The sequence below is a fragment of the Desulfonauticus submarinus genome, from assembly GCF_900104045.1.
Lineage (GTDB): Bacteria > Desulfobacterota > Desulfovibrionia > Desulfovibrionales > Desulfonatronovibrionaceae > Desulfonauticus > Desulfonauticus submarinus.
The window spans coordinates 25,630-48,854 of sequence record NZ_FNIN01000006.1; the positions used below are offsets into that span (position 1 = coordinate 25,630).

The following is a 23,225-nucleotide window of genomic DNA, read 5'->3' on the forward strand; positions in this document are numbered from 1 at the left end:
TTAAAAGAATTACGAACAAAATAACACTCTTAATAATAAAAAGGAGAAAAAGATGAATATTAGTTTTAAAAGAGAAGAGGTGTTAAATGGAGTTCAAAAAATATCATCTATTTTACCTCAAAAAAGCGGAGCAGCTTTTCTAAGAACTATTTGGATTAAAGCCCAAGACTCTAAGATTCAATTCTTAGCCACAGATTCTAATATTGAAATTATTTGTAATTATGAAGGACAAATTAAAGAACCTGGTTTAATTGGTATCCAAGGAAAAATTTTCGCTGATCTTTTAAAAAAGTTAAGTTCTGGAGATGTAAATATTCAATTAAAAGATCAAAAAGTAATAATTAAACAAAATAATAATAAATATACTATTCCAAGTGTAGAAAAATCTTGGTTTCAAGAATTAAATAATTTTCCTGAAGAAAATAAAAAAATATGGTCTGGAGATGTAATAAAAGAAGCAATAGATAGAGTTTATTTTTGTATAGCAGATGACGAAAGTATGGAAAGTATGACATGTTTAAGCCTTAAAAAAGGAAATAAAGATGGAGAAATAGAATTTTGTGGTTTAAATGGTCCTAAAATGGCATTATATAAAATATATAATGATGATATTTACGATATTATACCAGATGACGGAATTTTAATAAATAAAAAAATAGTGAATGAGCTAAAAAAAATCTTAACAGAAGAAGATATTGAAATTAATTTAAATAACAATAGACTATTTATTAGAACAATAGATAAAAAAGAGATGTATTCTTTTCCTTTAAGTTCTTATGAATTTCCTAAGTATCATGATTTTTTAAATAAATATAAAGATCAATTAAATTCAATTCTAACTTTAAATAAACAAAGTCTAATAGAATCTCTTGACAGACTTTTTCTATTTAACACTAATACTAAATCAACTGTATTTAAACTTTCTGAAAAAGAAATAATTCTAAGTGCTTATGGATCTGAAATAGGAGAAGCAGAAGAAGTCTTAGAATGTGAATATCATGGAAATCTAAATCAAATTGTTTTAATGACAAAAGATGTTATTGAAATGTTAGAACATTTTAACTCTTCTTTAATAAAATTTGGATTTTCAGGAACATTAGAACCATTTAAAATAGAAGGTGAAGATGATCCTAATTATGTAATTTATGCAATGCCTGTTGAAATAGAAGAAGAATCCTACTATACTGAGGAGTAAAAAATAATATGAGTAATTATAATGCTGAAAGTATTAAAATATTAGAAGGTTTATCTGCTGTTCGTAAAAGACCAGCCATGTATATTGGCAGTACTGATTACAGAGGACTTCATCATCTTGTTTATGAAGTTGTTGATAATAGTATTGATGAAGCTATGGCTGGTTACTGTAATCATATTAAAATATTAATTCATTTAGATAATAGTGTCACTGTAATAGATAATGGTAGAGGAATTCCTGTAGATATTCATCCAAAAGAAGGAAGACCTGCAGTAGAAGTTGTAATGACTGTATTACATGCAGGTGGTAAGTTTGATAATTCTACTTATAAGGTTTCTGGTGGGTTGCATGGTGTTGGAGTTTCTGTTGTTAATGCTTTATCAGAATTTTTAGAAGTTACAATTAGAAGAAATGGTAAAAAATACTTTCAGCGTTATGAAAGAGGAATTCCTGTTACAGAACTAAAAGAAATAGGAGAGACAAATAAAACTGGTACTACTGTTAAATTTAGGCCTGACGAAGAAATTTTTGAAGAGGTAATTTTTGATTATTCTATTTTAGCAAAAAGATTTGAAGAGCTTGCATATTTAAATAGTGGTATTCTAATAGAACTTTTAGATGAAAGAACAGGTAATCACGATAGTTTTAAATTTGAAGGTGGGATTAAATCCTTTGTAGAGAAATTAAATAGTGGAAATGTGGCAATTCATCCTGTATGTTATGGATTTGCAGAAACAGAACAGGTTCAAGTTGAATTTGCTTTTCAGTATTCTACTAATTATTCTGAAAAGATATTATCATTTGCTAACAATATTAGAACTATTGAAGGAGGAACACATTTAGTAGGTTTTAGAACCGCTTTAACAAGAGCTATAAATAATTATATTAATAATGCTAAAGACTTGCCTAAAAAATTAAAAATAAAAATTTCAGGAGATGATGTTAAAGAAGGGTTAGCTGCAATAGTAAGTGTCAAATTACCAAATCCTCAATTTGAAGGTCAAACAAAGACAAAACTTGGAAATAGTGAAATTCAAGGTATTGTAGCGAGTTTTGTTTATGAAAAAGTTAATACTTTTTTAGAAGAAAATCCTAAAGAAGCTAAAACCATTATTGAAAAAATAGTTGACTCTGCAAGAGCTAGAGAAGCAGCCAAAAAGGCACGGGAATTAGTAAGAAGAAAAAGTGCTTTATCTGATAATTCATTACCTGGAAAATTAGCAGATTGTCAGAGCAAAAAGCCAGAAGAAAGTGAAATTTTTATTGTAGAGGGTGATTCTGCAGGTGGTTCAGCTAAACAAGGTAGAAATCCAAAGTTTCAAGCTATTTTGCCTTTAAGAGGTAAAATTTTAAATGTAGAAAAAACTAGGCTTGATAAAATGTTGGAAAATAAAGAGATTAGAGCACTTATTACTGCTCTTGGTCTTGGGATTGAACAGGAGAATTTATCTAAACTTCGTTATCATAAAATTATTATTATGACAGATGCTGATGTTGATGGAGCTCATATTAGAACTCTTCTTTTAACTCTTTTTTATCGTAAATTTAAAGAAGTAATTGATGGAGGATATTTATATATAGCTCAACCACCTCTTTATCGTATTTCTGAAAAAAAGAAAGAATATTATTTTGTAGATGATAAAGAGTTGAATGAATTCTTATTAAACAGAATTTTAGATAAAATAGAAATATATGTTGATGATAAATTAATAGACAATAAAAAAGAATTTATTTTAAATTTAAACAATTTAAAATACAATTTAGATGAAGTTTTTAATATTGGATTAAATAGTAATTTGTTTTTTTATTTATTAAATTTTAAAGATAAAATAACTGTTCAAAATTTTGATTCTATATATTTAAATTTAAAAGAATATTTAAATAATTTTAATATTAATTTAATAATTGATGAAATTATAAATGAAGATGAAGAGAAAAGAGTCTTTTTAATTTTTGAAAGTAATGATTTTAAAGTAAAAGTAGGTATAGAGTTTTTTAATTCTAAAATATATAGAAAATCTTTTGAACTAGTTAAATATTTTAAAGAATTTAGTGAAAAATTTATATTTAATGTAAAATTTTTTGATAATTTTTATCAAATAAATAACTTATTTGAACTTTATGAAAAAATTTATGAACTTTCTAGAAAAGGTATTAATATTCAACGTTATAAGGGTCTTGGTGAAATGAATCCAGAACAATTATGGGATACAACAATGAATCCAGATAAAAGAATTTTATATCAGGTTAAAATTGAAGATGGAGAAGAAGCTGATGAACTGTTTTCAAATTTAATGGGAGAGAAAGTTGAACCAAGAAGGGATTTTATACAAAGAAATGCTTTATTAGTAAAAGAATTAGATATTTAATAGGAGATATAAGAAGTGATTAATTATATTAATATAGAAGATGAGCTAAAAAAGTCTTATTTAGAATATTCACTTAGTGTTATAGTAGGTAGAGCACTTCCAGATGTTAGAGATGGTTTAAAACCAGTTCATCGCCGTATTTTATATGCTATGCATGAGTTAGGTAATACCTATAATAAACCTTTTAAAAAATCTGCAAGAATTGTTGGTGATGTTATTGGTAAATATCATCCTCATGGAGATGCTGCTGTATATGATGCATTAGTGCGCATGGCTCAAAATTTTAATATGAGAGAGCCTCTTATAGAGGGACAAGGTAATTTTGGCTCTATTGATGGAGATTCTGCTGCTGCTATGCGTTATACTGAAGTAAGATTAGCAAAAATTACGTCAGAGTTTTTAACAGATATAGATAAAGATACTGTTGATTTTAGACCTAATTATGACAATACTCTAAAAGAACCAGAAGTATTGCCAACAAAGATACCAAATTTAATTATAAATGGATCTTCAGGTATTGCTGTTGGAATGGCTACGAATATTCCTCCTCATAATTTAAAAGAAGTAATTGAGGCTACTTTATATCTTTTAGATAATCCAAATTGTTGTGTTTCTGATTTAATGAATTTTATTAAAGGACCTGATTTTCCAACAGGTGCTTTTGTATATGGACAAGAAGGATTAAAATCTGCATATGAAACTGGTAGGGGAAGTATAAAGATACGTTCAAAAATAGAAATAGAAGAAGGAAAAAATAAATCTATTGTTATTAAAGAAATACCATATGCAGTTAATAAATCAAATTTGGTAGAAAAAATTGCTCAACTTATAAATGAAAATAAAATTGAAGGTATTGCTGATCTTAGAGATGAATCAGATAGAAATGGTATTAGAATAGTTATAGAGTTAAAAAAAGGTGTTTATGAAGATATAATTATAAATAAATTATATAAGTTTTCTGGATTGGAACAATCTTATGGTATTAATATAATGGCTGTTGTTAATAATCGGCCAAAATTATTAACTTTAAAAGAAGTTTTAGAGTGTTTTTTAGAACATCGAAGAGTAGTTGTCTTACGAAGAACAAAATTTGAATTAAATAAAGCAGAAGCAAGAGCTCATATTTTAGAAGGTCTTAAAAAAGCATTAGATATTATTGATGAAATAATAAAAACTATTAAACAATCAAAAACTCCTTCTGAAGCAAAGAAAAATTTGATTAGAAATTATGATTTTTCAGAGATACAGGCTCAAGCAATTTTAGATATGAAGTTACAGCGTCTTACAAATTTAGAGAAACAAAAATTAATTGAAGAATATAATGAGTTAATTAAGACTATTGAATATTTAAATTCAATTTTAAATAATAAGGAAGTTTTAAAGACAGTAATAAAAGAAGAATTAATAAAAATAAAACAAGATTACTCTTCGGAAAGAAAAACTATTATTTTAGATTATGATCCAGATAATATTAATGTAGAAGATATTATTCCTGACAGTGAAGTTGTTGTTACTTTAACAAAAAATGGATATATTAAAAGAACTTCTCTTAGTAATTATAATCAACAAAAAAGAGGAGGAAAAGGGATTGTTGGAGCAAATGTATCAAAAAATGATTTTGTTATAGACTTAGTAACTACTTCTAATCACCAGGATCTTTATTTATTTTCAAATCAAGGAAAATGTTATAAAATAAAAGTTTATGATATACCAGAAGCTAGCAGAATTGCTAAGGGTATACATATTAAAAATATTATTCCATTAGCCCAAGAAGAATTTATTGCAAAATTGGTTTCTCAACGTAATTTAACTATAAATGACTATTTCTTTTTTGTAACTAAAAGGGGATTAGTTAAAAAAACATCTACATCTTTATTTAAAAATATTAGACAAACTGGTATTATAGCTATTAATTTGAAAGATGGTGATGAACTAATTGATGTTAAACTTATTCATCATGATTCTGAAATTATGTTGATAACAAAAAGTGGATATTGTATCCGTTTTAATACAAATGAGATTAGGCCAATAGGTAGAAATGCAATGGGAGTTAAAGGAGTTGCTTTAAGAGAAGGAGATAAAGTCGTATCAGCAGTAGAAATAAATGGTGATGACAGAAAAGAACTTTTAACTATTTCTGAAAAAGGATTTGGTAAAAGAACATCATTAGATATGTATAGAGTACAATCTAGAGGAGGAAAAGGAATTAAAAATATGAAAGTTAATAATAAAACAGGATCTGTGTGTGGATCTGTTTTGGTAAATGAAAAAGATGAAATTATTATCTTAAATTCTTTAAATAAAATTATTAGAATTGGTGTTAAAGATATAAGAAAAGCTGGAAGAGATACTATGGGAGTTAAGTTAATTAATATTGAAGATGGACAGAGAATTGTTTGTTTTGATAGAGTTATTAAAGAAGAAAATTTATAACTTTTTAGGTAATATCTTTAGAATGAAGAATTAGAAATATTTTTACAACAAACCATTCTAAAACTAGGTTTGGAGATACTTTACTATTTAAAGACTGTTGAGCAATATTTAATGTATTTACTATTTTGAAGAATTGGTGAGGAGAAATATTGTTTAAGAAAAGAGAATTGTTATTATTTTTTAAGTAAGATAAGATTAATTCTTGTTGAAAAAATTTAATTAAATTTTTAATTTCAATTATTGAAAATTTTTCTTTTTTATTTAATTTAAAAAAATTTTTACCAGTATAAATAAATTTAATAGCACTTTGAAATTCATCTTTTATTTTAATTTTTTCTTTATAAAAAGATAAATTAAATACAAAACTTCTTGAAAGAATTGTTGTTAAAAGACTTTCTCTTTGAGAAACAAGAAAAACAAATATATTATTTTTAGGAGGTTCTTCTAAAACTTTTAATAGAGAGTTTAAGCAGTTAATATTTAAATCATGAGCTTCTTTAAAACAAATAAACCTATAATTATTATTTGGAAGATTTGAGAGAACTTGTTTTAATTCTCTAATATTTTCTATTTTTGTTTCATTACTTTCAAAAATAATAATATCTCTACACTCAAAATTATCTATTGATTTACAAATATTACATATATTACATCCGTTTTGACTACAATTTAATATTTTTACTAAAATTTTAAATACATCTAATCTAAATTGATTACTCCCACCTTCTAATATTATACTAGAAGGTGGATTTTTTTTTAATTTTATAAAAAGATTTTTTAATAAAATATTTTTTTTTTCTAACATTTAATTAACATAATAAAATTAACGCCAAATAGTTTGCTCTCTTCCAGGTCCTACAGAAATAATCTTTATTGGAATATTTAATAATTTTTCTATAGTCTGAATATAATTTTGAGTATTTTTTGGTAACTCATCAAAAGTTTTTAATTGAGAAATATCTTTTTCCCATCCTGGGAGAGTTTGATATATTGGCTTAACATTTTCTAAGGCATTTTCTTCTTGGGGAGGATAATATATTGTTTTGCCTTGATATTCATAAGCTGTGCAAATTTTTATCTCTTTGAGACCTCCTAGTACATCAAGTTTAGTAAGTGCAATTTCAGTTGGACCATTTAATCTTAAAGATTCTCTTAAAATGACTAGGTCAAGCCAACCACATCGTCTTTTTCTCCCTGTAGTTGCTCCAAATTCTGCTCCTTTTTGTTGTAAATAATTTCCTTCCTCGTTATTATTTTCAGTAGGAAAAGGGCCACTACCTACTCTTGTTGTGTATGCTTTTACAATAGCAATAATGCGTTTTAAATTTCTAACAGAAGATCCACTTCCAGTGGCAGCACTACCTGCTACAGTATTAGAGGAAGTTACAAAAGGATAAGTTCCGTGGTCTATATCTAAATGGGTTCCTTGTGCTCCTTCGAATAAAACTGTTTTATTTTGCTGCTGAGCTTTTTGAATTTCTTCACTCACATCTGTTAAAAAAGGAACAAGTCTTTTTGCATAGGGTTCTATTTGTTTAAAAACTTTTTCTGTTGAAACTGGTTCTATTTTATATAAGTGCTTAAAAAGAATATTTTTTTCAATAAGAGCTTTTTCTATTTTTTGTTTTAAAAAGTTTAAGTTTTGAAAATCTCCAGCTCTTATTCCAATTCTTGCCATTTTATCTTCATAACATGGTCCTATTCCTCTTCCTGTAGTACCAATTTTATCTTTGCCTGATTTATATTGTTCTCGGGCACTATCTAAAAGTTTATGATAAGGCATAATAATGTGCGTTTTTTTGCTTATTTTTAATCTATTAGGGTCAATAAAGATATTTTCTTTGGCCAATGTGTCTATTTCTTTGCATAGAACTTCTGGATCTAAAACTACGCCATTTCCAATTAAGCAGGTTTTAGATGTATGTAAAATACCAGAAGGTATTAAATGAAAAATAAAGGTCTTGCCATTAACAACTAATGTATGCCCAGCATTATTTCCACCTTGGAAACGAACAATTAGATCTGCATTCTCAGTGAGAATATCTACGATTTTTCCTTTTCCTTCATCTCCCCATTGGGAACCAATCACTACAATGTTGTCCATTTGATTTTCCTCCATCCGCACAAAACTGAGTTTATCTTTTAAAAACAATCTCAAAGGTAAGTCAATTAAATGTAATGAGTGTTTGAGAAATTTGACAGAAAAAAATTGAAAAATTTTTCTTGACTATTACACAGGCATAGAGATAACGAGTTCTATTTCACCAAAACTCAAGGTAGGAAAATGTTTGATAGTTTATCTGAACGTTTAGATAGTGTTTTTAAAAAAATAAAGGGCAGAGGCCGTTTAGATGAAGCAAGTATTGAGGAGGGTCTTCGAGAAGTAAGGCTCGCCCTTTTAGAAGCTGATGTAAATTATAAAGTTGTTAAAGATTTTACTCGTAAAGTTAAGGAAAAGGCTTTAGGTAAAGAGGTTTTAAAAAGTCTTACTCCTGGGCAGCAAGTTGTTAAAATAGTTCATGAAGAACTGATAGAGCTGCTTGGTGGAAAAAATGTAGGCTTAGAATTAAAAGGTAAAAAGCCTTATATTATTATGTTAGTGGGTCTTCAAGGCTCAGGTAAAACCACCTCTGCTGCCAAACTTGCCTTATTTTTACGTCGTAAAAAGTTTTCTCCTTTACTTGTTCCTGCAGACGTATATCGCCCTGCTGCTATTGAGCAATTACAAAAATTGGCTTCAGAGATTAATATTCCCTCTTTTGGTTCTTCTTCTAATATGAAACCAGTAGATATTGCCTTACAAGCACGAGAAGAAGCCATAGAAAAAGGTTATGATATTTTAATTTTAGATACAGCGGGTCGTTTACACATAGATGAAGTTTTAATGAATGAATTAGTAGAAATAAAGCAAGCATGCTCGCCTCAAGAGATTTTATTTGTTGCAGATGCAATGACTGGGCAAGATGCAGTTAATGTTGCTTCTAGATTCGATGAATTATTGGATATTACTGGTGTTATTTTAACAAAGATGGAAGGTGATGCTAGAGGTGGAGCAGCTCTTTCTATTAAATCTGTTACTGGTAAGCCTATAAAATTTATTGGAGTAGGAGAGAAATTAAAGGATCTAGAAGTTTTTCATCCAGATCGTATTGCTTCTCGTATTTTAGGGATGGGCGATATTTTAACTTTAATTGAAAAGGCCCAATCCAGTATTGATGAAAAAGAAGCTCTTAAATTAGAAGAAAAGTTAAAAACAGCTAAATTTGACTTAGAAGATTTTCGTACTCAAATGAAAAGAATCAAAAAACTTGGTTCTATAGAGGGTTTACTAAAGTTAATTCCTGGCATGGGAAAACTTAGAGATCAGTTAAAAAATGTAAAAATTCCAGAAAAAGAAATGGCAAAATTAGAAGCCATTATTAATTCTATGACCAAAGAAGAAAGAAAAAATCCCAAAATAATAAATGCTAGTCGTAAAGAAAGAATTGCAAAAGGAAGTGGAACTACAGTTCAAGATGTAAATAATTTACTTAAAAATTTTGAACAAATGCGTAAGATGATGCAGCAAATGATGGGACAGATGGGTGGTGGAAGAAGATTGGGAATGAAAAATAAAAAAGTAGATCGTAAAAAGTTAAAGGCAAAACGTAAAAAATTAAAGAAAAAAAAGAAAAAGTAAAAAAACAATATTTTTTTACTAGACAAAGTTGTTTTTTGATTTTATTTTTTAATTATTCTTAAAGGAAAATAGACTTAATTTTATGGGGGTTTAAGGAAATGGCATTGAAATTGCGACTGACCAGGATGGGTTCGAAAAAAAGACCTTTTTATCGTATTGTGGCTATTAATAGTGCTACGAGAAGAGATGGAAGAGCGTTAGAAATTATTGGATATTATAATCCAATGACTGAACCACCTGATATTAAAATTGATCCAGAAAAGTTAAAAAAGTGGATGGACAGAGGAGCTAAACCTTCTAATACTGTTCGTTCACTTTTAAAAAAAGCTGGCTTATAGCCTGTGGGCCTGAAGTTGTTGTAGGTCCGGAAACTAAAGAACTGTAGTTAAAAGCGGAGGTGCCTATGTTGAAGGATTTGATTGAGTACATTGCCAAGTCTTTGGTAGACAATCCAGATGCAGTAAAGGTTTCAGAGATTGAAGGTGAGCAAACCTCAGTAATCGAGCTGAAGGTTGCAAAGGAAGATCTAGGTAAAGTAATTGGAAAACAGGGCAGAACTGCCAGGGCTATGCGTACTATTTTGAGCGCAGCCTCTACTAAAGCCAAGAAAAGGGCAGTCTTGGAAATTATAGAGTAGAAAAAAATGGCTAGCAACCTAGTTCTTTGTGGAAGGGTTGTAAAGCCACATGGCCTGAAAGGGGAGTTGAGTATAGAACTTTTTGCTCACTCCCCATTTTTTTTAGATAATTTTGAATATATTTATTTAAAACTAGGATTTAAAAGGCCTGTGGCATTTAAAATTATTTCGTGGCGTCCTCATCAAAAAAGAATTTTACTAACAGTTGAAAACATACTTGATAGGACTGAAGCAGAAAAATGGCGAGGAGCAGAAATTTATTTTCCGGAAGATAAATTTCCTTCCAAAGAGGAAGGAGAATATTATCTTTATGAATTAATTGGATGGAGAGTTTATTTAGACGAAGGATCATATTTAGGAGAAATAAAGGATATTAAGTTAATAGGAGATAGTGAAATTTGGGAAATAGAGACTTTAGATGGTCAAGAAGTTTTATTTCCAGCTACAGAAGATTTTATTATAGATATGATAGGTGAAAAGAAAAAGGCAATAATTGCACCCCCAGAAGGACTTTTAGAAATTTATTTACAAAAATAGATATAGAGTTCTTATAGTTAAAGATTAAAAGAGTTTAATATGACATTTTATATTATTACCCTTTTTCCAGAATATTTTGCGTCTGCTTTAAATTGTGGTCAATTAAAAAAAGCTCGCGAAAAAGGACTAATTAAATTTATTTTTATAAACCCACGGGATTTTACTGAAGATAAGCATAAGACAGTTGATGATAAGCCCTATGGTGGGGGAGCAGGTATGGTAATGATGTTGCCTCCTTTAGATAGGGCTTTGCAACAAACACCTCAAAATAGTTATAAAATACTTCTTTCTCCTAAAGGTAAATTATTTTCTCAAGAAAAAGCAAAAATTTTAGCTAAACAAAAAGATATAGTACTTATTTGTGGACGTTACGAAGGGATAGATGCTCGGCTTGAAGAGATGTATTCTTTAGATGTGCTTTCGGTTGGAGATTATGTTTTAAATGGAGGAGAAAGTGCTGCTTTAAATATTATTGAGGCCATATCTAGATTATTACCTGGATTTATGAGTAAAGAAGAGTCTTTTAAAGAGGATAGTTTTTTTAATGATATTTTAGAATATCCTCATTACACAAGGCCAGAGGAATATAAAGGATATAAGGTGCCTCAAGTATTGTTATCTGGTCATCATTCTAAAATTTTAAAATGGAAACGGCAAAAATCATTAGAAATAACATTAAAAAATCGGCCAGAGTTACTAATAAAAACTTATTTAAACCAAGAAGATAGAGAATTTTTAAAAAAATTGCCTAAAAGAGAATTAGGTAAAAATTTATATTTAACACTTCTTCATTATCCTGTTTTAGACAAATTTAAAAAAGTTAGTACAACTTCTTTGACAAATCTTGATATTCACGATATTAGTCGCGTTTCTTGTACGTACGGGTTAGGGGGTTATTTTTTAGTAACTCCATTACAAGATCAGCAAAAACTAGCTAAACGCTTACTTGAACATTGGACAAAAGGTCCTAGTTCTAAGCTAAATACAGATAGAGCAAGGGCGTTAGAATTAGTAGAAGTTGCTGCCAACTTAGATGAAGTTGTTGAAAAAATAAAATTAAAAACAGGCCAGCCACCTGTTTTAATTGCTACAAGTGCTAGAGAAGGTGAAATTTCTTTTTTAAAAATTAGGAAGTTGTTAGAAAGTAAGCCTGTTTTATTGATTTTAGGCACAGGGCACGGGTTAGCAAAAGAAATTTTAAAAAAGGCAGATTTTATAATACAGCCAATTTGTTTTGGCCGTAAATATAACCATCTTTCGGTGCGTTCAGCAGCCGCAATAATGGTAGATCGTATTTTAGGAGAATTCTGGTAAGGAGTGGAGCTATGAACATTATTCAAAACATTGAAAGAGAACAAATGCGTATGGACTTGCCTAAATTTAAGGCAGGAGATACTGTAAAAGTTCATGTACGAATTATTGAGGGTGAAAAAGAAAGGATCCAGGTTTTTCAAGGAACTGTTATTAGGGTGAAGCGTGGCACTACTAATAGTACTTTTATAGTACGTAAAATTAGTGGTGGTATAGGAGTAGAAAGGGTTTTCCCATTGCATTCTCCCTTTATTGAAAAGATAGAGGTCATTGCTGAAGGTAAGGTACGTCAGGGTAGAATTTACTATTTGCGTAACTTAAAGGGTAAAGCAGCTAGAATTAAGCCCAAGGAAACTTGGAATTAAAATTAAAATGTGCAAGAATTAATTGCAGGTGTTGATGAAGTAGGCAGAGGTTGTTTAGCTGGGCCAGTAGTGGCAGCAGCAGTTATTTTGCCTAATGATTTTTATTTAAGAGATTTAACAGATTCTAAAAAGTTAACTGTTAAGAAAAGAGAATTATTAGCTAAGCAAATTAAAGCCCAAGCAATTGCTTGGGCTTTTGGTTTTTCTTGGCCTAGGGAAATAGAAAGAATTAATATATTGCAAGCTAGTTTAAAGGCTATGTATAGGGCTGTTTTGAATTTAAAATTAAGGCCAACATTGGTTTTAGTAGATGGTAATCAAAAAATTCCTTTTAACTTACCTCAGCAAACTATTATTAAAGGAGATAGTTTAATACCCCAAATTTCAGCAGCTTCTATTTTGGCTAAAACTATTAGAGATAAGGTTATGTTTCATTTGGATAAACGCTATCCTGGTTATGGTTTGGCAAAGCATAAAGGTTATGCTACTAAAGAACACTTAAGAGCACTTGCTTCTTTAGGACCTAGTGTGATTCATAGATTAACTTTTAAAGGTGTAAGAGAAAAAGGTAAAAATTGGTTGCCAGGCATTTAGAAACAGGCTTAAATGGAGAAAAAATTGCTAAAGAGTATCTTATTGCTAGAGGATATAAGATTTTAGAGACAAATTTTCGCTCTAAATATGGAGAGATTGATATTATTTGTGAGTTGGATAAAGAAATTATATTTGTCGAAGTAAGAGTTAGAAATAAGAAAAGTCAAGTAAATCCTATTGAAACTATTAATAAAAATAAATTTAAAAAACTTTATAAAACAGCTTCTATTTATTTAAGTCAGAATAAGTTTTGGCAAAGACCTTGTAGATTTGATTTTATAGGTATTCTTGTTGAAAAGAATAAATGGAGAATTAAACATGTCCAGAACGTCTGGCAAGGGGAGACTTTTTATTGTAGCAACTCCTCTTGGCAACCTTGGTGATATTACTTTTCGAGCAATAGATGTTTTAAAAAATGTAGATAAAGTCTTAGCTGAAGATACAAGGTCTGCTAAAAAGCTTTTTCACGCCTTAAAGATTCCTCTACCCTCTATAGAAAGCTTTTTTGATCAAAATGAAAAACAAAAACTCTCTTTGGTAAAAGCGTGGCTAAAGAATGGATTAGATATAGCTCTTATTTCCGAAGCAGGTACTCCTTTAATTTCTGATCCTGGTTTTTTATTAATTAAAAAGTTAAGAGAAGATGGCTTTCCCATTATTCCAATTCCTGGTCCTAGTGCTCCTATTACAGCTTTGATAGTTTCTGGATTTCCTCCTTTACCCCATACCTTTCTTGGTTTTTTGCCACGCAAGGCAGGAGAGATAAGAAAAATTTTTGCTAATTTCATGACTTTACCTTGTACTTTAATTTTTTTTGAACGCAAAAATAGAGTTTTAAGAACTCTTAAAATAGCTTATGAGGTTTTGGGTAAAAGAGAATTTTGTCTGGCTAGAGAACTTACAAAAATTCATGAAGAAGTAATATATGGGAGACTAGATGATATTAATTTAGATGAAAGTTGCCTGAGGGGGGAAATTACTGTTTTAATTGCTCCTCCAACAGATTTTAAGACATCCTTAGATAAAGTAAAAGAAAAGATTTATTTCTTTAAGGAAAGTAATCTAAAAGCAAAAGATATTATCAAAATTATGCAACAAGAAGTAATAGGATGGTCTAATAAAGAATTATATGAACTTATTATAAGCGAATTAAAACATTAAAAAAATTTTATAGGTTATTAGATGCTTAAAATTAAAGATCTTCTACAATGTTTTCTTAGAACATACTTTATTGGAAGTGTTTTTAATACACGAGGATTGCAAAATATAGGTCTAGCCTATGCTTTAGATCCAGCCCTTAGAGTTTTTTATAAAGAAGATCTAAAGTCTTTACGCAAAGCGAGAATGCGTTATTTAAGAAAGGTGTATAATTGTCATCCTTTTTGGTCACCTTTTTTAGTGGGAATTTTTTTGTCTTTAGAGCAAAAGATTATAAAAAAGGAGTTAGAACTTAAAGATTATCAAAAGTTTCGACCTACCATTGTATATACTTTTTCAGCAATAGGAGATTCTTTTTTTGGAGGAAGTTTACTTCCTAATTGGGCTCTTTTTACTTCTATTTTTATTATTTTGGGTTGGTATAAAACAGCATTTTTTGTAAGTTTGATATTATTTCTAGGTTTACAAATTTTTAAAATATATACATTTATTTTAGGTTATAAAAAAGGAGTTCTTGCTTTACAAACTTTAGGAAAATGGAATCTTATTGATGTTGGTCAATATATTAAACTGATTAATACTGGATTAATTTTAATATTTATTGACCTTAATTGGATTGAAAATATTCATTTTTTATGGAATTTTATTTTTTTATATTTTATTTTTGGTTTTGTCTTATTTTTTAAAAAGTTTATGAAAATACGAGAGCTTATTTTGATCTTTTTATTTATCTTTATTTGTTTTCTGGATAAATTTTTATTGTCATAATGCTATAGTAGAAGGGAGATATATATGGAGGAAGTAATAAAAGACGTTGTGGTAAAAAATGCTTTGGGCTTACATGCAAGGCCTGCCGCAAAACTTTCTCAAGAGGCAATGAAATTTCAAGCAGAAATAAAGTTATGTTATAAAGAAGTAGAAGTAAATGCAAAGAGCATTTTAGATATTTTAACTTTAGCAGTTCCAATGGGAGAGGTTTTGACTTTAAGAGCAAAAGGTGATGACGCAATTCAAGCCATAAAACAGTTAGAATGGCTGTTTGAAAATCGTTTTGGAGAAGAGAAATAATGGCTAGAAAAATTATAGGTGGCATTCCTGTTTCTAGTGGAGTAGCAATTGGTAAGGCGTTTTTTTTAAATAGAAGAAAAGGAAGCATAAAACCCCGTTTAGCAATTTTTGACGCTGAGGTTTCTAAAGAGATTGAGAGACTTGAACATGCTATTTTAGTGGTGCGTCAAGAGATGGAAGAGGTAAAGTCTAAGATACCTCCAGAGTTAAAAGAGCATGAAGCTATTTTAAATTCACATTTAATGATTTTACAAGATGAGAAATTATTTGGCAGAGCAAAGAAGATTATTCAAAAGCAACATATAAATGCAGAATGGGCAATAGAAAAATCTGTTTTTGAATTGGAAAAAATTTTTAATGCTTTAGATAATGAATATATTAAACAAAGAATACAAGATATTCATTTAGTTGCTGAAAAAGTATGTGCAGTGTTAATTGGGTCTCAAAAAACTATTCCTAAAATTTCAGAAAGAGTAATTTTACTTGCCCATGATCTTTCTCCTACAGATACAGTTCTTTTAGAAGTAGATAAAATTATGGCATTTGCTACTGCGTTAGGAGGCAAAACATCTCATGCAGGGATTATGGCTCGTTCTCTCCAGATTCCAGCAGTAGTTGGTGTTGAAGAATTAGAGGAAAATATTTTTGATGGGGAATTGATTATTTTAGATGGATTTGAAGGAAAAATTTTAATTGATCCTTCAGAAGAAGAGCTTACTAAATATACAGACTTAAAATATCAATTTGAATCTTATCAGGCACTAATTACTCGTTATTGTCATTTACCTGCTGAGACAATTGATGGTTATCAAATAAGAGTTTTTGCAAATATAGAGCTTTTTGAAGAGGTTACTTCTGTTATTGATAATGGAGGTGAAGGCATAGGTTTATATAGAACAGAATATAGCTTTTTAAATAGAACAGATTTGCCAGATGAAGATGAGTTGTTTGAGGAATATCGTGACCTTGCTTCTATTATGTATCCTAAACCAGTGATCATTCGGACTTTAGATATAGGAGCGGACAAGGTAGATAATTTATTTGGCCAAATGGAAGAAGCTAATCCTGCCTTAGGATTACGTGGAATTAGATTTTGTCAAAAATATAAGAATATTTTTCGGACACAGCTTAGAGCAATTTTAAGAGCAGGTGTTGTAGGAAATCTTTCTATAATGTTTCCTATGATCTCAGGACTTCATGAGTTACAAGAAGTAAAAAAATTTTATAGACAAATCCAAGATGAATTAGCAAAGGAAGGACTTGATTTTAATCCAGATATTCCTTTAGGGATAATGATAGAATTGCCAGCTGCTGTTTTAATTGCAGATCTTTTGGCTAGGGAAGTGGATTTTTTTAGTATAGGTACAAATGATCTTATTCAATATGCTCTTGGTATTGATAGGACAAATAAACATGTTTCTTATTTGTATCAACCTCTACATCCGGCGGTAATAAGAAGTATTAAGCATGTAGTTGATGCAGGACATAAGGCTGGTATAGAGGTAAGTTTATGTGGAGAAGTTGCTTCAGATCCTTTTTGTGTTCCTATTTTAATGGGTATGGAAGTAGATAGTATTAGTTTAACTCCTAGATCTATTCCTGGGATTAAAAGAATTATTAGGCAAGCTAGTATGGAAGAGTGTAAAGAATTATTAAATAAAGTTTTAAATTCCCATGATGTTTTTGAAAGTAATAAGATAGTACGCGATATGATTTTTAGTCGCTTTCCAGAAGAATTAACTTTTTATACTTCTTTAGTGGATGATAAAAACAATGAGTAAAAAAAATTTAGGCATGAAAATTATTGGTGTTAATAAAAGAGCAAAGCGAGAATACGAGATACTAGAAACTTTTGAGGCAGGTTTAGTGCTTCAGGGCTCAGAGGTTAAGTCTTTGAGATTAGGGCGAATTAGCTTTAAAGATGGATATGTTCGGTTTCATAATGAAGAAGCCTTTTTAGTGGGAGTACATATTGCTCCTTATGAAAATGCTGGTTATGCTCAACACGATCCAGAGAGAGAACGAAAACTTCTTTTACATAAAAGAGAGATAAGAAGCTTAATGGGTAAGGTAGAACAAAAAGGACTTACGGTAATACCTTTGAAGGTATATTTTAAAAATGGTAAAGCTAAAGTAGAGCTAGGATTGGCTAAAGGTAAAAAGTTGCACGATGTTCGAGAAGAATTAAAACGGAGAACTATTGCCAGAGAAATGGCTAGGGAAATGGCTAGATTTAAGTAATTTTTTAAATAAAAAATTTTAAACTGTAGATTAACAATTGTTAACTTCTAAGCAAAAAAAGTTTTTAAATTCCATTTTTAATCCCAAAGAGATTATTTGGGAAAAGGCTAGTTTATTTGCTTATGGCGTAGATAGTAGTTCTTTACATGGCGAGCCAGAAGTAGTTGTATTGCCTTCCAAAGTCGATCAAATTCAAAAATTGCTTTTTTTTGCCCAAAACGAAGGTATTCATATTGTCCCTAGAGGAAGGGGTACAGGAAGAGCTGGAGCATGTGTGCCAAAAAAAGGCATAGTAGTTTCTTTATTAAAATTAAATCATATTATAGAGATAAGAAAGAATGATTTTGTTGTGATTGTAGAACCAGGAGTTATTACTTATAATTTACAACAAGAGTTAAAAAAATATAATTTGTTTTATCCTCCTGATCCTGCATCTGTAAAATTTTCTACTATTGGAGGAAATGTAGCAACAAATGCAGGAGGAATGCAAGCTTTGAAATATGGAGTAACAGGAGATTATGTCTTAGGTTTGGAAGTTGTTTTAGCAGACGGAACGTTGTTGAATCTTAAAAATTTTTGTCATAAAAACGTATGCGGTCTTAATTTAGCAAAACTTTTTGTTGGTTCAGAAGGTACTTTAGGTATAATTTCAAAAATTTACTTAAAAGTTTTACCTTTACCAAACTATTCTGTCTCTATTTTATTTGGATTTAAATCTCTTGATAAAGCAATTTCAAATATCCTTAATTTATTTAAGGAAGGTTTTTTGCCATGTGCATTAGAGATTATAGATAAAAATTGTTTAAATGCCATTTCAAAAGTAGATAGCTTGCCGTGGGAAAAAGATTTAAATATTCAAACAGTTTTAATTGTAAAGTTTGATGGAACAGAGAATAGTGTAAAAGAAGATATTAACAGAGTGTTATCTTTATTTTCTGCAGATGTGAGTATTGTAGGCAAAACAGAAGAGGAACAAGAAAAAATTTGGGAACTTAGAAGAAAAATAAGTCCAGCTGCTTATAGGTTAAAACCAGCTAAGCTTAGCGAAGATTTTACTGTTCCAAGAGGTAAAATAGGTGAATTTTTAAGAGCAGGAGAGAGATTATCCAACCAGTATGATTTGCCTGTATTGACGTTTGGCCATGTGGGGGATGGAAATATTCATACTAATATTATGTATGATCCAGAAAAGATAGAGGATAGAAAAAAGGCCGATAAGATTCATAGGTTATTATTAGAGAAAACTTTAGAATTGGAAGGCACTATTACAGGAGAGCATGGTATTGGTCTTCTTAAAAAGAAGTATATAGGATTACAATTAGATTCCAATACCTTGCAAATAATGAATGCTATAAAATGTACTTTAGATCCTAATAATATTTTAAATCCTGGAAAAGCCTTTTAGGTTAGTATTTTTAATGGTTTTTTAAACAAATTATTTTTCAAATAAAATCAATTATTTTTTATTTATTTTTTGTCCAGTATAATAGAAAATAAGCTCCCCATAAGATTAAAATCATATTTGCATTTAGCCACAGCAAAAATAGAACAATAGAAGATAATGTTCCATATACTAGGCTATAATTTGGTTGATTCCATAATATGTGGCTGAAGAATTTAGTAATTATTTCATTTATAAATGATATACACAGAGATAAATAGATACTTGGCCAAAAAGGTTGTTTTTCAGCTGGTAATACTTGGTATAGTAAAAAAATTATTGTTCCCATGCCAAGTATAGTCCAAATGTCTGGTGCTATAGAAGGTAAAAATTTGTTTGGAATATGTTTTAAAATTTGCATTATAAACATTAGAGCAAGTAAACTTATACTTATTAAAGGACCAATAAGCCACGGTAAAGGCAAGTGCCAATATTTCTTTTTTAAAGACTTTTGATAGATAAAATTAAAAGTAGTTTGGAGAGCACTGAAAAATAGGCCAGATGTCCAAAAAATAAAAATAAAGCTAAGCCCACTAAAACTAGGCGCGGATTGTAAAAAGTTATTTAATTGGTTTAAAACTAACTTTTTAGCCCAAGGCAAGATAGCTAGTTTTGTTTGAATAAATTGTTGGACAAGTAGAGTATCTCCCCAGAATAACCCTGCTAAGGATAAAAATAGGCAAATCAACGGGATAAAAGAAAGCAGAGCATAAAATGTAAGGCCAGCAGAGTATAGAAATCCCTGCTGACGTAAAAATGCTTTTGTACTTTGCCAAATGGTTTTTAAGAGATGTTTGATAAAGCTCATAAATCTTTTTTAAGATTATTTTTATTTAAGTAAAGAAGTTGTTTTGATTTTGCTTAAGAGACTAGTTTGGGTTTTTGTTTTTAGCAAGTAATTAAAAACGACATGGTAAAAATATGCTTAGGAAGTTAAAATATTACTGGAATTAGGCCACGTGTTGATTAATGATTGTAAGAGCTAATCTTAGTAAAGTTTATTGAATGTTATCTAGGTTGCTTTTGAGTATATTTTTTTTTATGTGTTTTTTAAAGGGGGCGTAGCTCAATTGGGAGAGCGCAGGCATCGCAAGCCTGAGGTCGGGGGTTCGATTCCCCTCGCCTCCACCATTTTTTGTTTTATAACAATTTCAACATTATTTACACCCTACCTGTTAGTTTGAAAATTGTTTTTTATTTTTAAGAAAGAGCTTTTCCTTGACTTGTTATTTACTCTATTTCAAACTAAACCAATTTTATAATCTAAAGCAAGAATATCTTTAAGGATAATTTTTAAAAGGAGGCCTTTGCGCAATGAGTGATTATAAAGATACTTTAAATTTGCCTAAAACTTCATTTCCTATGCGTGCAAATTTAGTTAAAAATGAGCCTAAGATGTTGGAATTTTGGCAAAAAATAGATGTATATCAACAAATGATTTCTAAACAAGATAAAAAGCATCGCTATACTTTACATGATGGTCCACCTTATGCCAATGGCCATATTCATTTAGGTACTTCTTTAAATAAAATATTAAAAGACATTATTATTAAGTTTAAAAATTTATCAGGAATAAGAGCTGAATATGTTCCTGGGTGGGATTGTCATGGTTTACCGATTGAGCTTAAGGTAGAACAGAGTTTAGGAAAAGATAAAAAAAGTTTGCCTCTAACAGAAATTAGAGAAAAATGTAGGGAGTATGCTTTAAAATATTTAGATATTCAGAGGGAAGAGTTTAAAAGACTTGGTGTATTTGGTTTATGGGATAAACCTTATCTTACCATGAGTCCAGATTATGAGGCAGCTACTGCTAGAGAGTTAGCAAGGTTTATGAAGAGGGGAGGGGTTAGGAGAGCTAAAAAACCAATTTATTGGTGTATTTCTTGTAAAACAGCTTTAGCTGAAGCAGAAGTAGAATATTATGATCATACTTCTCCTTCTATTTATGTTCGTTTCCCTATAAGTAATGAAAATTTAAAAGACAAATTTCCTCAGATAACAGGACCTGCTTATGTTGTAATTTGGACTACCACTCCTTGGACTCTTCCTGATAACATGGCCATTGCTGTACATCCTGAGTTTGATTATGTATGGGTGAAGGTGGGAAATGAATTTTATTTATTGGCAGAAAGGTTGTTAGCCATATGTTCTGAAATTTTTGGTTGGAGCGAGATAGTTAAGATAGCAACTGTTACTGGTAAAGATTTAGAGGGGTTAGAATCCAGACATCCTTTTTATGATAGAGTTTCACCTTTAGTTTTGGCAGATTATGTGACGTTGGAAAGTGGTACAGGTTGTGTGCATACTGCTCCAGGACATGGGCAAGAAGACTATGAAACAGGTTTGCGTTATGGTCTAGATATTTTATCTCCTTTAGATGATAGTGGAAGATTTTTGCCAGAAGTAGAGTTTTTTGCTGGTTTAGATGTTTTTAGTGCTAATCCAAAAGTTGTTGAAAAATTAAAAGAAGTAGGACATCTTTTAGCTCAAACTGATATTTCCCATTCTTATCCTCATTGTTGGCGTTGTAAGAAGCCTGTTATTTTTAGAGCTACTACCCAATGGTTTATTTCTATGGAAAAAAATAATCTGCGACAAAAAGCATTAAAAGCAATTCAAGAAGATGTAAGGTGGATTCCTTCTTGGGGTAAGGATAGAATTTATAATATGGTAGAGCAAAGGCCAGATTGGTGTATTTCTAGGCAAAGGGCTTGGGGAGTCCCTATTTTAGCTCTTATTTGTAAGTCTTGTGGAGAGGCTTGGTTTGATGGTGAGTGGGCAATGGATATAGTAAATAGGTTTGAGAGTCATCCAAAGGGAGCAGATTATTGGTTTGAAGCTCCAATAGAAGAGCTTGTGCCAGAAGGTTTAAAGTGTCCTCATTGTGGAAAATCAGATTTTGAACGAGAAGATGATATTTTAGATGTGTGGTTTGATTCTGGGACAAGTTTTGCCGCAGTAGTAGAAAAAAGAGAAGAGTGTGATTTCCCTGCAGACTTATATTTAGAAGGCTCGGATCAGCATCGTGGATGGTTTCATTCTTCCTTATTAGCTTGTGTAGGTACTAGAGATGTTCCTCCCTATAAAGCTGTGTTAACCCATGGTTATGTAGTAGACGGTAAAGGTCGTAAGATGTCGAAATCTATTGGAAATGTGATTGCACCTGAAGAGATTATTAAAAAATATGGAGCTGAGATTTTACGTTTATGGGTTTCTTCTGTGAATTATCAAGAAGATGTACGTATTTCTGATGAAATTTTAAAACGTTTAGTAGATGCTTATAGAAGAATAAGAAATACTTGCCGCTTTATTTTAGGTAATTTAGTTGATTTTAATCCAGCTACAGATTTGGTTCCTTTTGAATCTATGTTATCTTTAGATAGATATGGACTGTCTTTAGCCTTAAATGCGCATTCTAGAGTCCAGAAGGCTTATGCTAATTTTGAATTTCATAAAGTTTTTCATACTGTTCATAATTTATGCGTAACAGATTTGTCAGCATTTTATTTAGATATTTTAAAAGATAGGTTATATGTAAGTGAAAAAGAGAGTAATGAGCGGCGTTCAGCTCAAACTGCATTGTACTATATTCTATTTTTGCTTTTAAGTGATATTGCTCCTATCTTAAGTTTTACAGCTGAAGAAGTATTTCAACATTTGCCAGAAAAATTAAGATTAAATGAACCCACTGTTTTTGGGGCTAATTTGCCTAAACCAGATTTTCAAATAGAAGAACAAGAAAAACATTTTTGGGAATTGATTTATTTATTGAGAGAAGAGGTTACCAAGGCCATAGAACCTAAAAGAAAACAAGGAGTAGTTGGGCATTCTTTAGAGTGTAAAGTTGTTTTATATTTACCAGAACAGTTAAAAGATGAATTAAAAGGACAAGAAACATTACTTAGAGAAGTTTTTATTGTCTCTCAGGTTGTTTTTGAACCAGAAGAGAATGCATTAGATGATGCTTATGTTAGTACAGAAGTAGATGGTTTAAAGATTCAGGTTAATAAAGCAGATGGAAAAAAGTGTCAGCGTTGTTGGGTATATCATCCAGATACAGGTAAAAATGAAAAATATCCGGATGTGTGTCCAAGATGTGCCGCAGTTCTAGAAAAAATGGCCTAAGAATTTTTAAACAAATTTTAGAAAAGTTTAAATTGAGAAGTTAGTTTTTAGATATAGTTAAAACTTAAAGAG

21 protein-coding genes and 1 tRNA gene are annotated in these 23,225 nt (G+C 30.1%); 19 read left to right on the forward strand and 3 right to left on the reverse strand.

Annotated elements, in window-relative coordinates; translation table 11 throughout:
• Positions 1 to 52: 52 nt before the first annotated feature.
• Genes dnaN through gyrA form a run of 3 tightly spaced genes read left to right on the forward strand, consistent with a single transcriptional unit; the run spans position 53 to position 5,997 of the window.
• Positions 53 to 1,195: a DNA polymerase III subunit beta gene (gene dnaN, locus BLP60_RS06545; protein ID WP_092065266.1), complete on the forward strand. Its 1,143-nt coding sequence runs from the start codon at positions 53 to 55 to the stop codon at positions 1,193 to 1,195.
• An 8-nt stretch (positions 1,196 to 1,203) separates the two neighbouring features.
• Positions 1,204 to 3,564, forward strand: a complete 2,361-nt coding sequence (gene gyrB / locus BLP60_RS06550; protein ID WP_092065269.1) for a DNA topoisomerase (ATP-hydrolyzing) subunit B — start codon at positions 1,204 to 1,206, stop codon at positions 3,562 to 3,564.
• An 18-nt stretch (positions 3,565 to 3,582) separates the two neighbouring features.
• Positions 3,583 to 5,997: a DNA gyrase subunit A gene (gene gyrA / locus BLP60_RS06555; RefSeq protein ID WP_092065420.1), complete on the forward strand. Its 2,415-nt coding sequence runs from the start codon at positions 3,583 to 3,585 to the stop codon at positions 5,995 to 5,997.
• Positions 5,998 to 6,001: 4 nt separating this feature from the next.
• On the opposite strand, the gene BLP60_RS06560 is transcribed toward gyrA, so the two are convergent.
• Together BLP60_RS06560 and BLP60_RS06565 are read right to left on the reverse strand one after the other, a co-directional pair.
• The gene (locus BLP60_RS06560) at positions 6,002 to 6,802 is read right to left on the reverse strand and encodes a DNA polymerase III delta subunit-related protein (RefSeq protein ID WP_092065272.1); all 801 of its coding nucleotides are present in this window, start codon (positions 6,800 to 6,802) and stop codon (positions 6,002 to 6,004) included.
• Between the two features lie 18 nt (positions 6,803 to 6,820).
• Positions 6,821 to 8,101 (reverse strand): adenylosuccinate synthase, encoded by a 1,281-nt coding sequence (locus tag BLP60_RS06565; protein ID WP_092065274.1) that lies wholly within the window; start codon positions 8,099 to 8,101, stop codon positions 6,821 to 6,823.
• A gap of 180 nt (positions 8,102 to 8,281) precedes the next feature.
• Between BLP60_RS06565 and ffh the strand changes: the two genes are divergently transcribed.
• The 14 genes from ffh to BLP60_RS06635 all read left to right on the forward strand — a co-directional run bounded on the left by ffh (position 8,282) and on the right by BLP60_RS06635 (position 18,992).
• Positions 8,282 to 9,676 (forward strand): signal recognition particle protein, encoded by a 1,395-nt coding sequence (gene ffh, locus BLP60_RS06570; RefSeq protein WP_092065276.1) that lies wholly within the window; start codon positions 8,282 to 8,284, stop codon positions 9,674 to 9,676.
• Positions 9,677 to 9,774: 98 nt separating this feature from the next.
• Entirely contained in the window at positions 9,775 to 10,014 is a 240-nt protein-coding gene (gene rpsP, locus BLP60_RS06575; protein ID WP_092065277.1) for a 30S ribosomal protein S16, read from the forward strand.
• Positions 10,015 to 10,079: 65 nt separating this feature from the next.
• A complete protein-coding gene (locus BLP60_RS06580) occupies positions 10,080 to 10,313 on the forward strand; it encodes a KH domain-containing protein (RefSeq protein WP_029967722.1) in 234 nt (77 codons plus the stop codon).
• A gap of 6 nt (positions 10,314 to 10,319) precedes the next feature.
• A complete protein-coding gene (gene rimM / locus BLP60_RS06585; protein ID WP_092065278.1) occupies positions 10,320 to 10,850 on the forward strand; it encodes a ribosome maturation factor RimM in 531 nt (176 codons plus the stop codon).
• 39 nt (positions 10,851 to 10,889) lie between these two features.
• A complete protein-coding gene (gene trmD / locus BLP60_RS06590; RefSeq protein WP_092065279.1) occupies positions 10,890 to 12,164 on the forward strand; it encodes a tRNA (guanosine(37)-N1)-methyltransferase TrmD in 1,275 nt (424 codons plus the stop codon).
• Between the two features lie 11 nt (positions 12,165 to 12,175).
• Positions 12,176 to 12,526, forward strand: coding sequence for a 50S ribosomal protein L19 (gene rplS / locus BLP60_RS06595; RefSeq protein ID WP_092065281.1), 351 nt, complete (start codon positions 12,176 to 12,178; stop codon positions 12,524 to 12,526).
• Between the two features lie 9 nt (positions 12,527 to 12,535).
• Positions 12,536 to 13,120 (forward strand): ribonuclease HII, encoded by a 585-nt coding sequence (gene rnhB / locus BLP60_RS06600; protein ID WP_092065283.1) that lies wholly within the window; start codon positions 12,536 to 12,538, stop codon positions 13,118 to 13,120.
• Positions 13,102 to 13,503, forward strand: a complete 402-nt coding sequence (locus BLP60_RS06605; RefSeq protein ID WP_092065285.1) for a YraN family protein — start codon at positions 13,102 to 13,104, stop codon at positions 13,501 to 13,503. Before rnhB ends, BLP60_RS06605 begins: the two co-directional genes overlap by 19 nt.
• Positions 13,439 to 14,281 carry a 16S rRNA (cytidine(1402)-2'-O)-methyltransferase gene (rsmI, locus tag BLP60_RS06610; RefSeq protein ID WP_092065287.1) on the forward strand — a complete coding sequence of 281 codons (843 nt, stop codon included), beginning with the start codon at positions 13,439 to 13,441 and terminating at the stop codon, positions 14,279 to 14,281. Before BLP60_RS06605 ends, rsmI begins: the two co-directional genes overlap by 65 nt.
• 21 nt (positions 14,282 to 14,302) lie before the next feature.
• Positions 14,303 to 15,046, forward strand: a complete 744-nt coding sequence (locus BLP60_RS06615) for a PTS system mannose/fructose/sorbose family transporter subunit IID (protein ID WP_092065290.1) — start codon at positions 14,303 to 14,305, stop codon at positions 15,044 to 15,046.
• A 24-nt stretch (positions 15,047 to 15,070) separates the two neighbouring features.
• Positions 15,071 to 15,346: an HPr family phosphocarrier protein gene (locus BLP60_RS06620; RefSeq protein ID WP_092065292.1), complete on the forward strand. Its 276-nt coding sequence runs from the start codon at positions 15,071 to 15,073 to the stop codon at positions 15,344 to 15,346.
• The gene (gene ptsP, locus BLP60_RS06625) at positions 15,346 to 17,127 is read left to right on the forward strand and encodes a phosphoenolpyruvate--protein phosphotransferase (RefSeq protein ID WP_092065294.1); all 1,782 of its coding nucleotides are present in this window, start codon (positions 15,346 to 15,348) and stop codon (positions 17,125 to 17,127) included. The genes BLP60_RS06620 and ptsP overlap by 1 nt, the downstream gene beginning before the upstream one ends.
• Positions 17,120 to 17,587, forward strand: a complete 468-nt coding sequence (gene smpB, locus BLP60_RS06630) for an SsrA-binding protein SmpB (protein ID WP_092065422.1) — start codon at positions 17,120 to 17,122, stop codon at positions 17,585 to 17,587. The genes ptsP and smpB overlap by 8 nt, the downstream gene beginning before the upstream one ends.
• Before the next feature lie 37 nt (positions 17,588 to 17,624).
• Positions 17,625 to 18,992 (forward strand): FAD-binding oxidoreductase, encoded by a 1,368-nt coding sequence (locus tag BLP60_RS06635; RefSeq protein WP_092065296.1) that lies wholly within the window; start codon positions 17,625 to 17,627, stop codon positions 18,990 to 18,992.
• A 58-nt stretch (positions 18,993 to 19,050) separates the two neighbouring features.
• Here the strand turns inward: BLP60_RS06635 and BLP60_RS06640 are convergent, their stop codons facing one another.
• Positions 19,051 to 19,836 carry a YihY/virulence factor BrkB family protein gene (locus BLP60_RS06640; protein ID WP_092065298.1) on the reverse strand — a complete coding sequence of 262 codons (786 nt, stop codon included), beginning with the start codon at positions 19,834 to 19,836 and terminating at the stop codon, positions 19,051 to 19,053.
• 247 nt (positions 19,837 to 20,083) lie between these two features.
• Here BLP60_RS06640 and BLP60_RS06645 point away from each other — a divergent pair.
• Together BLP60_RS06645 and ileS are read left to right on the forward strand one after the other, a co-directional pair.
• Positions 20,084 to 20,159, forward strand: a tRNA-Ala gene (locus BLP60_RS06645).
• Between the two features lie 183 nt (positions 20,160 to 20,342).
• Positions 20,343 to 23,153: an isoleucine--tRNA ligase gene (ileS, locus tag BLP60_RS06650; protein WP_092065300.1), complete on the forward strand. Its 2,811-nt coding sequence runs from the start codon at positions 20,343 to 20,345 to the stop codon at positions 23,151 to 23,153.
• Positions 23,154 to 23,225 lie beyond the last annotated feature (72 nt).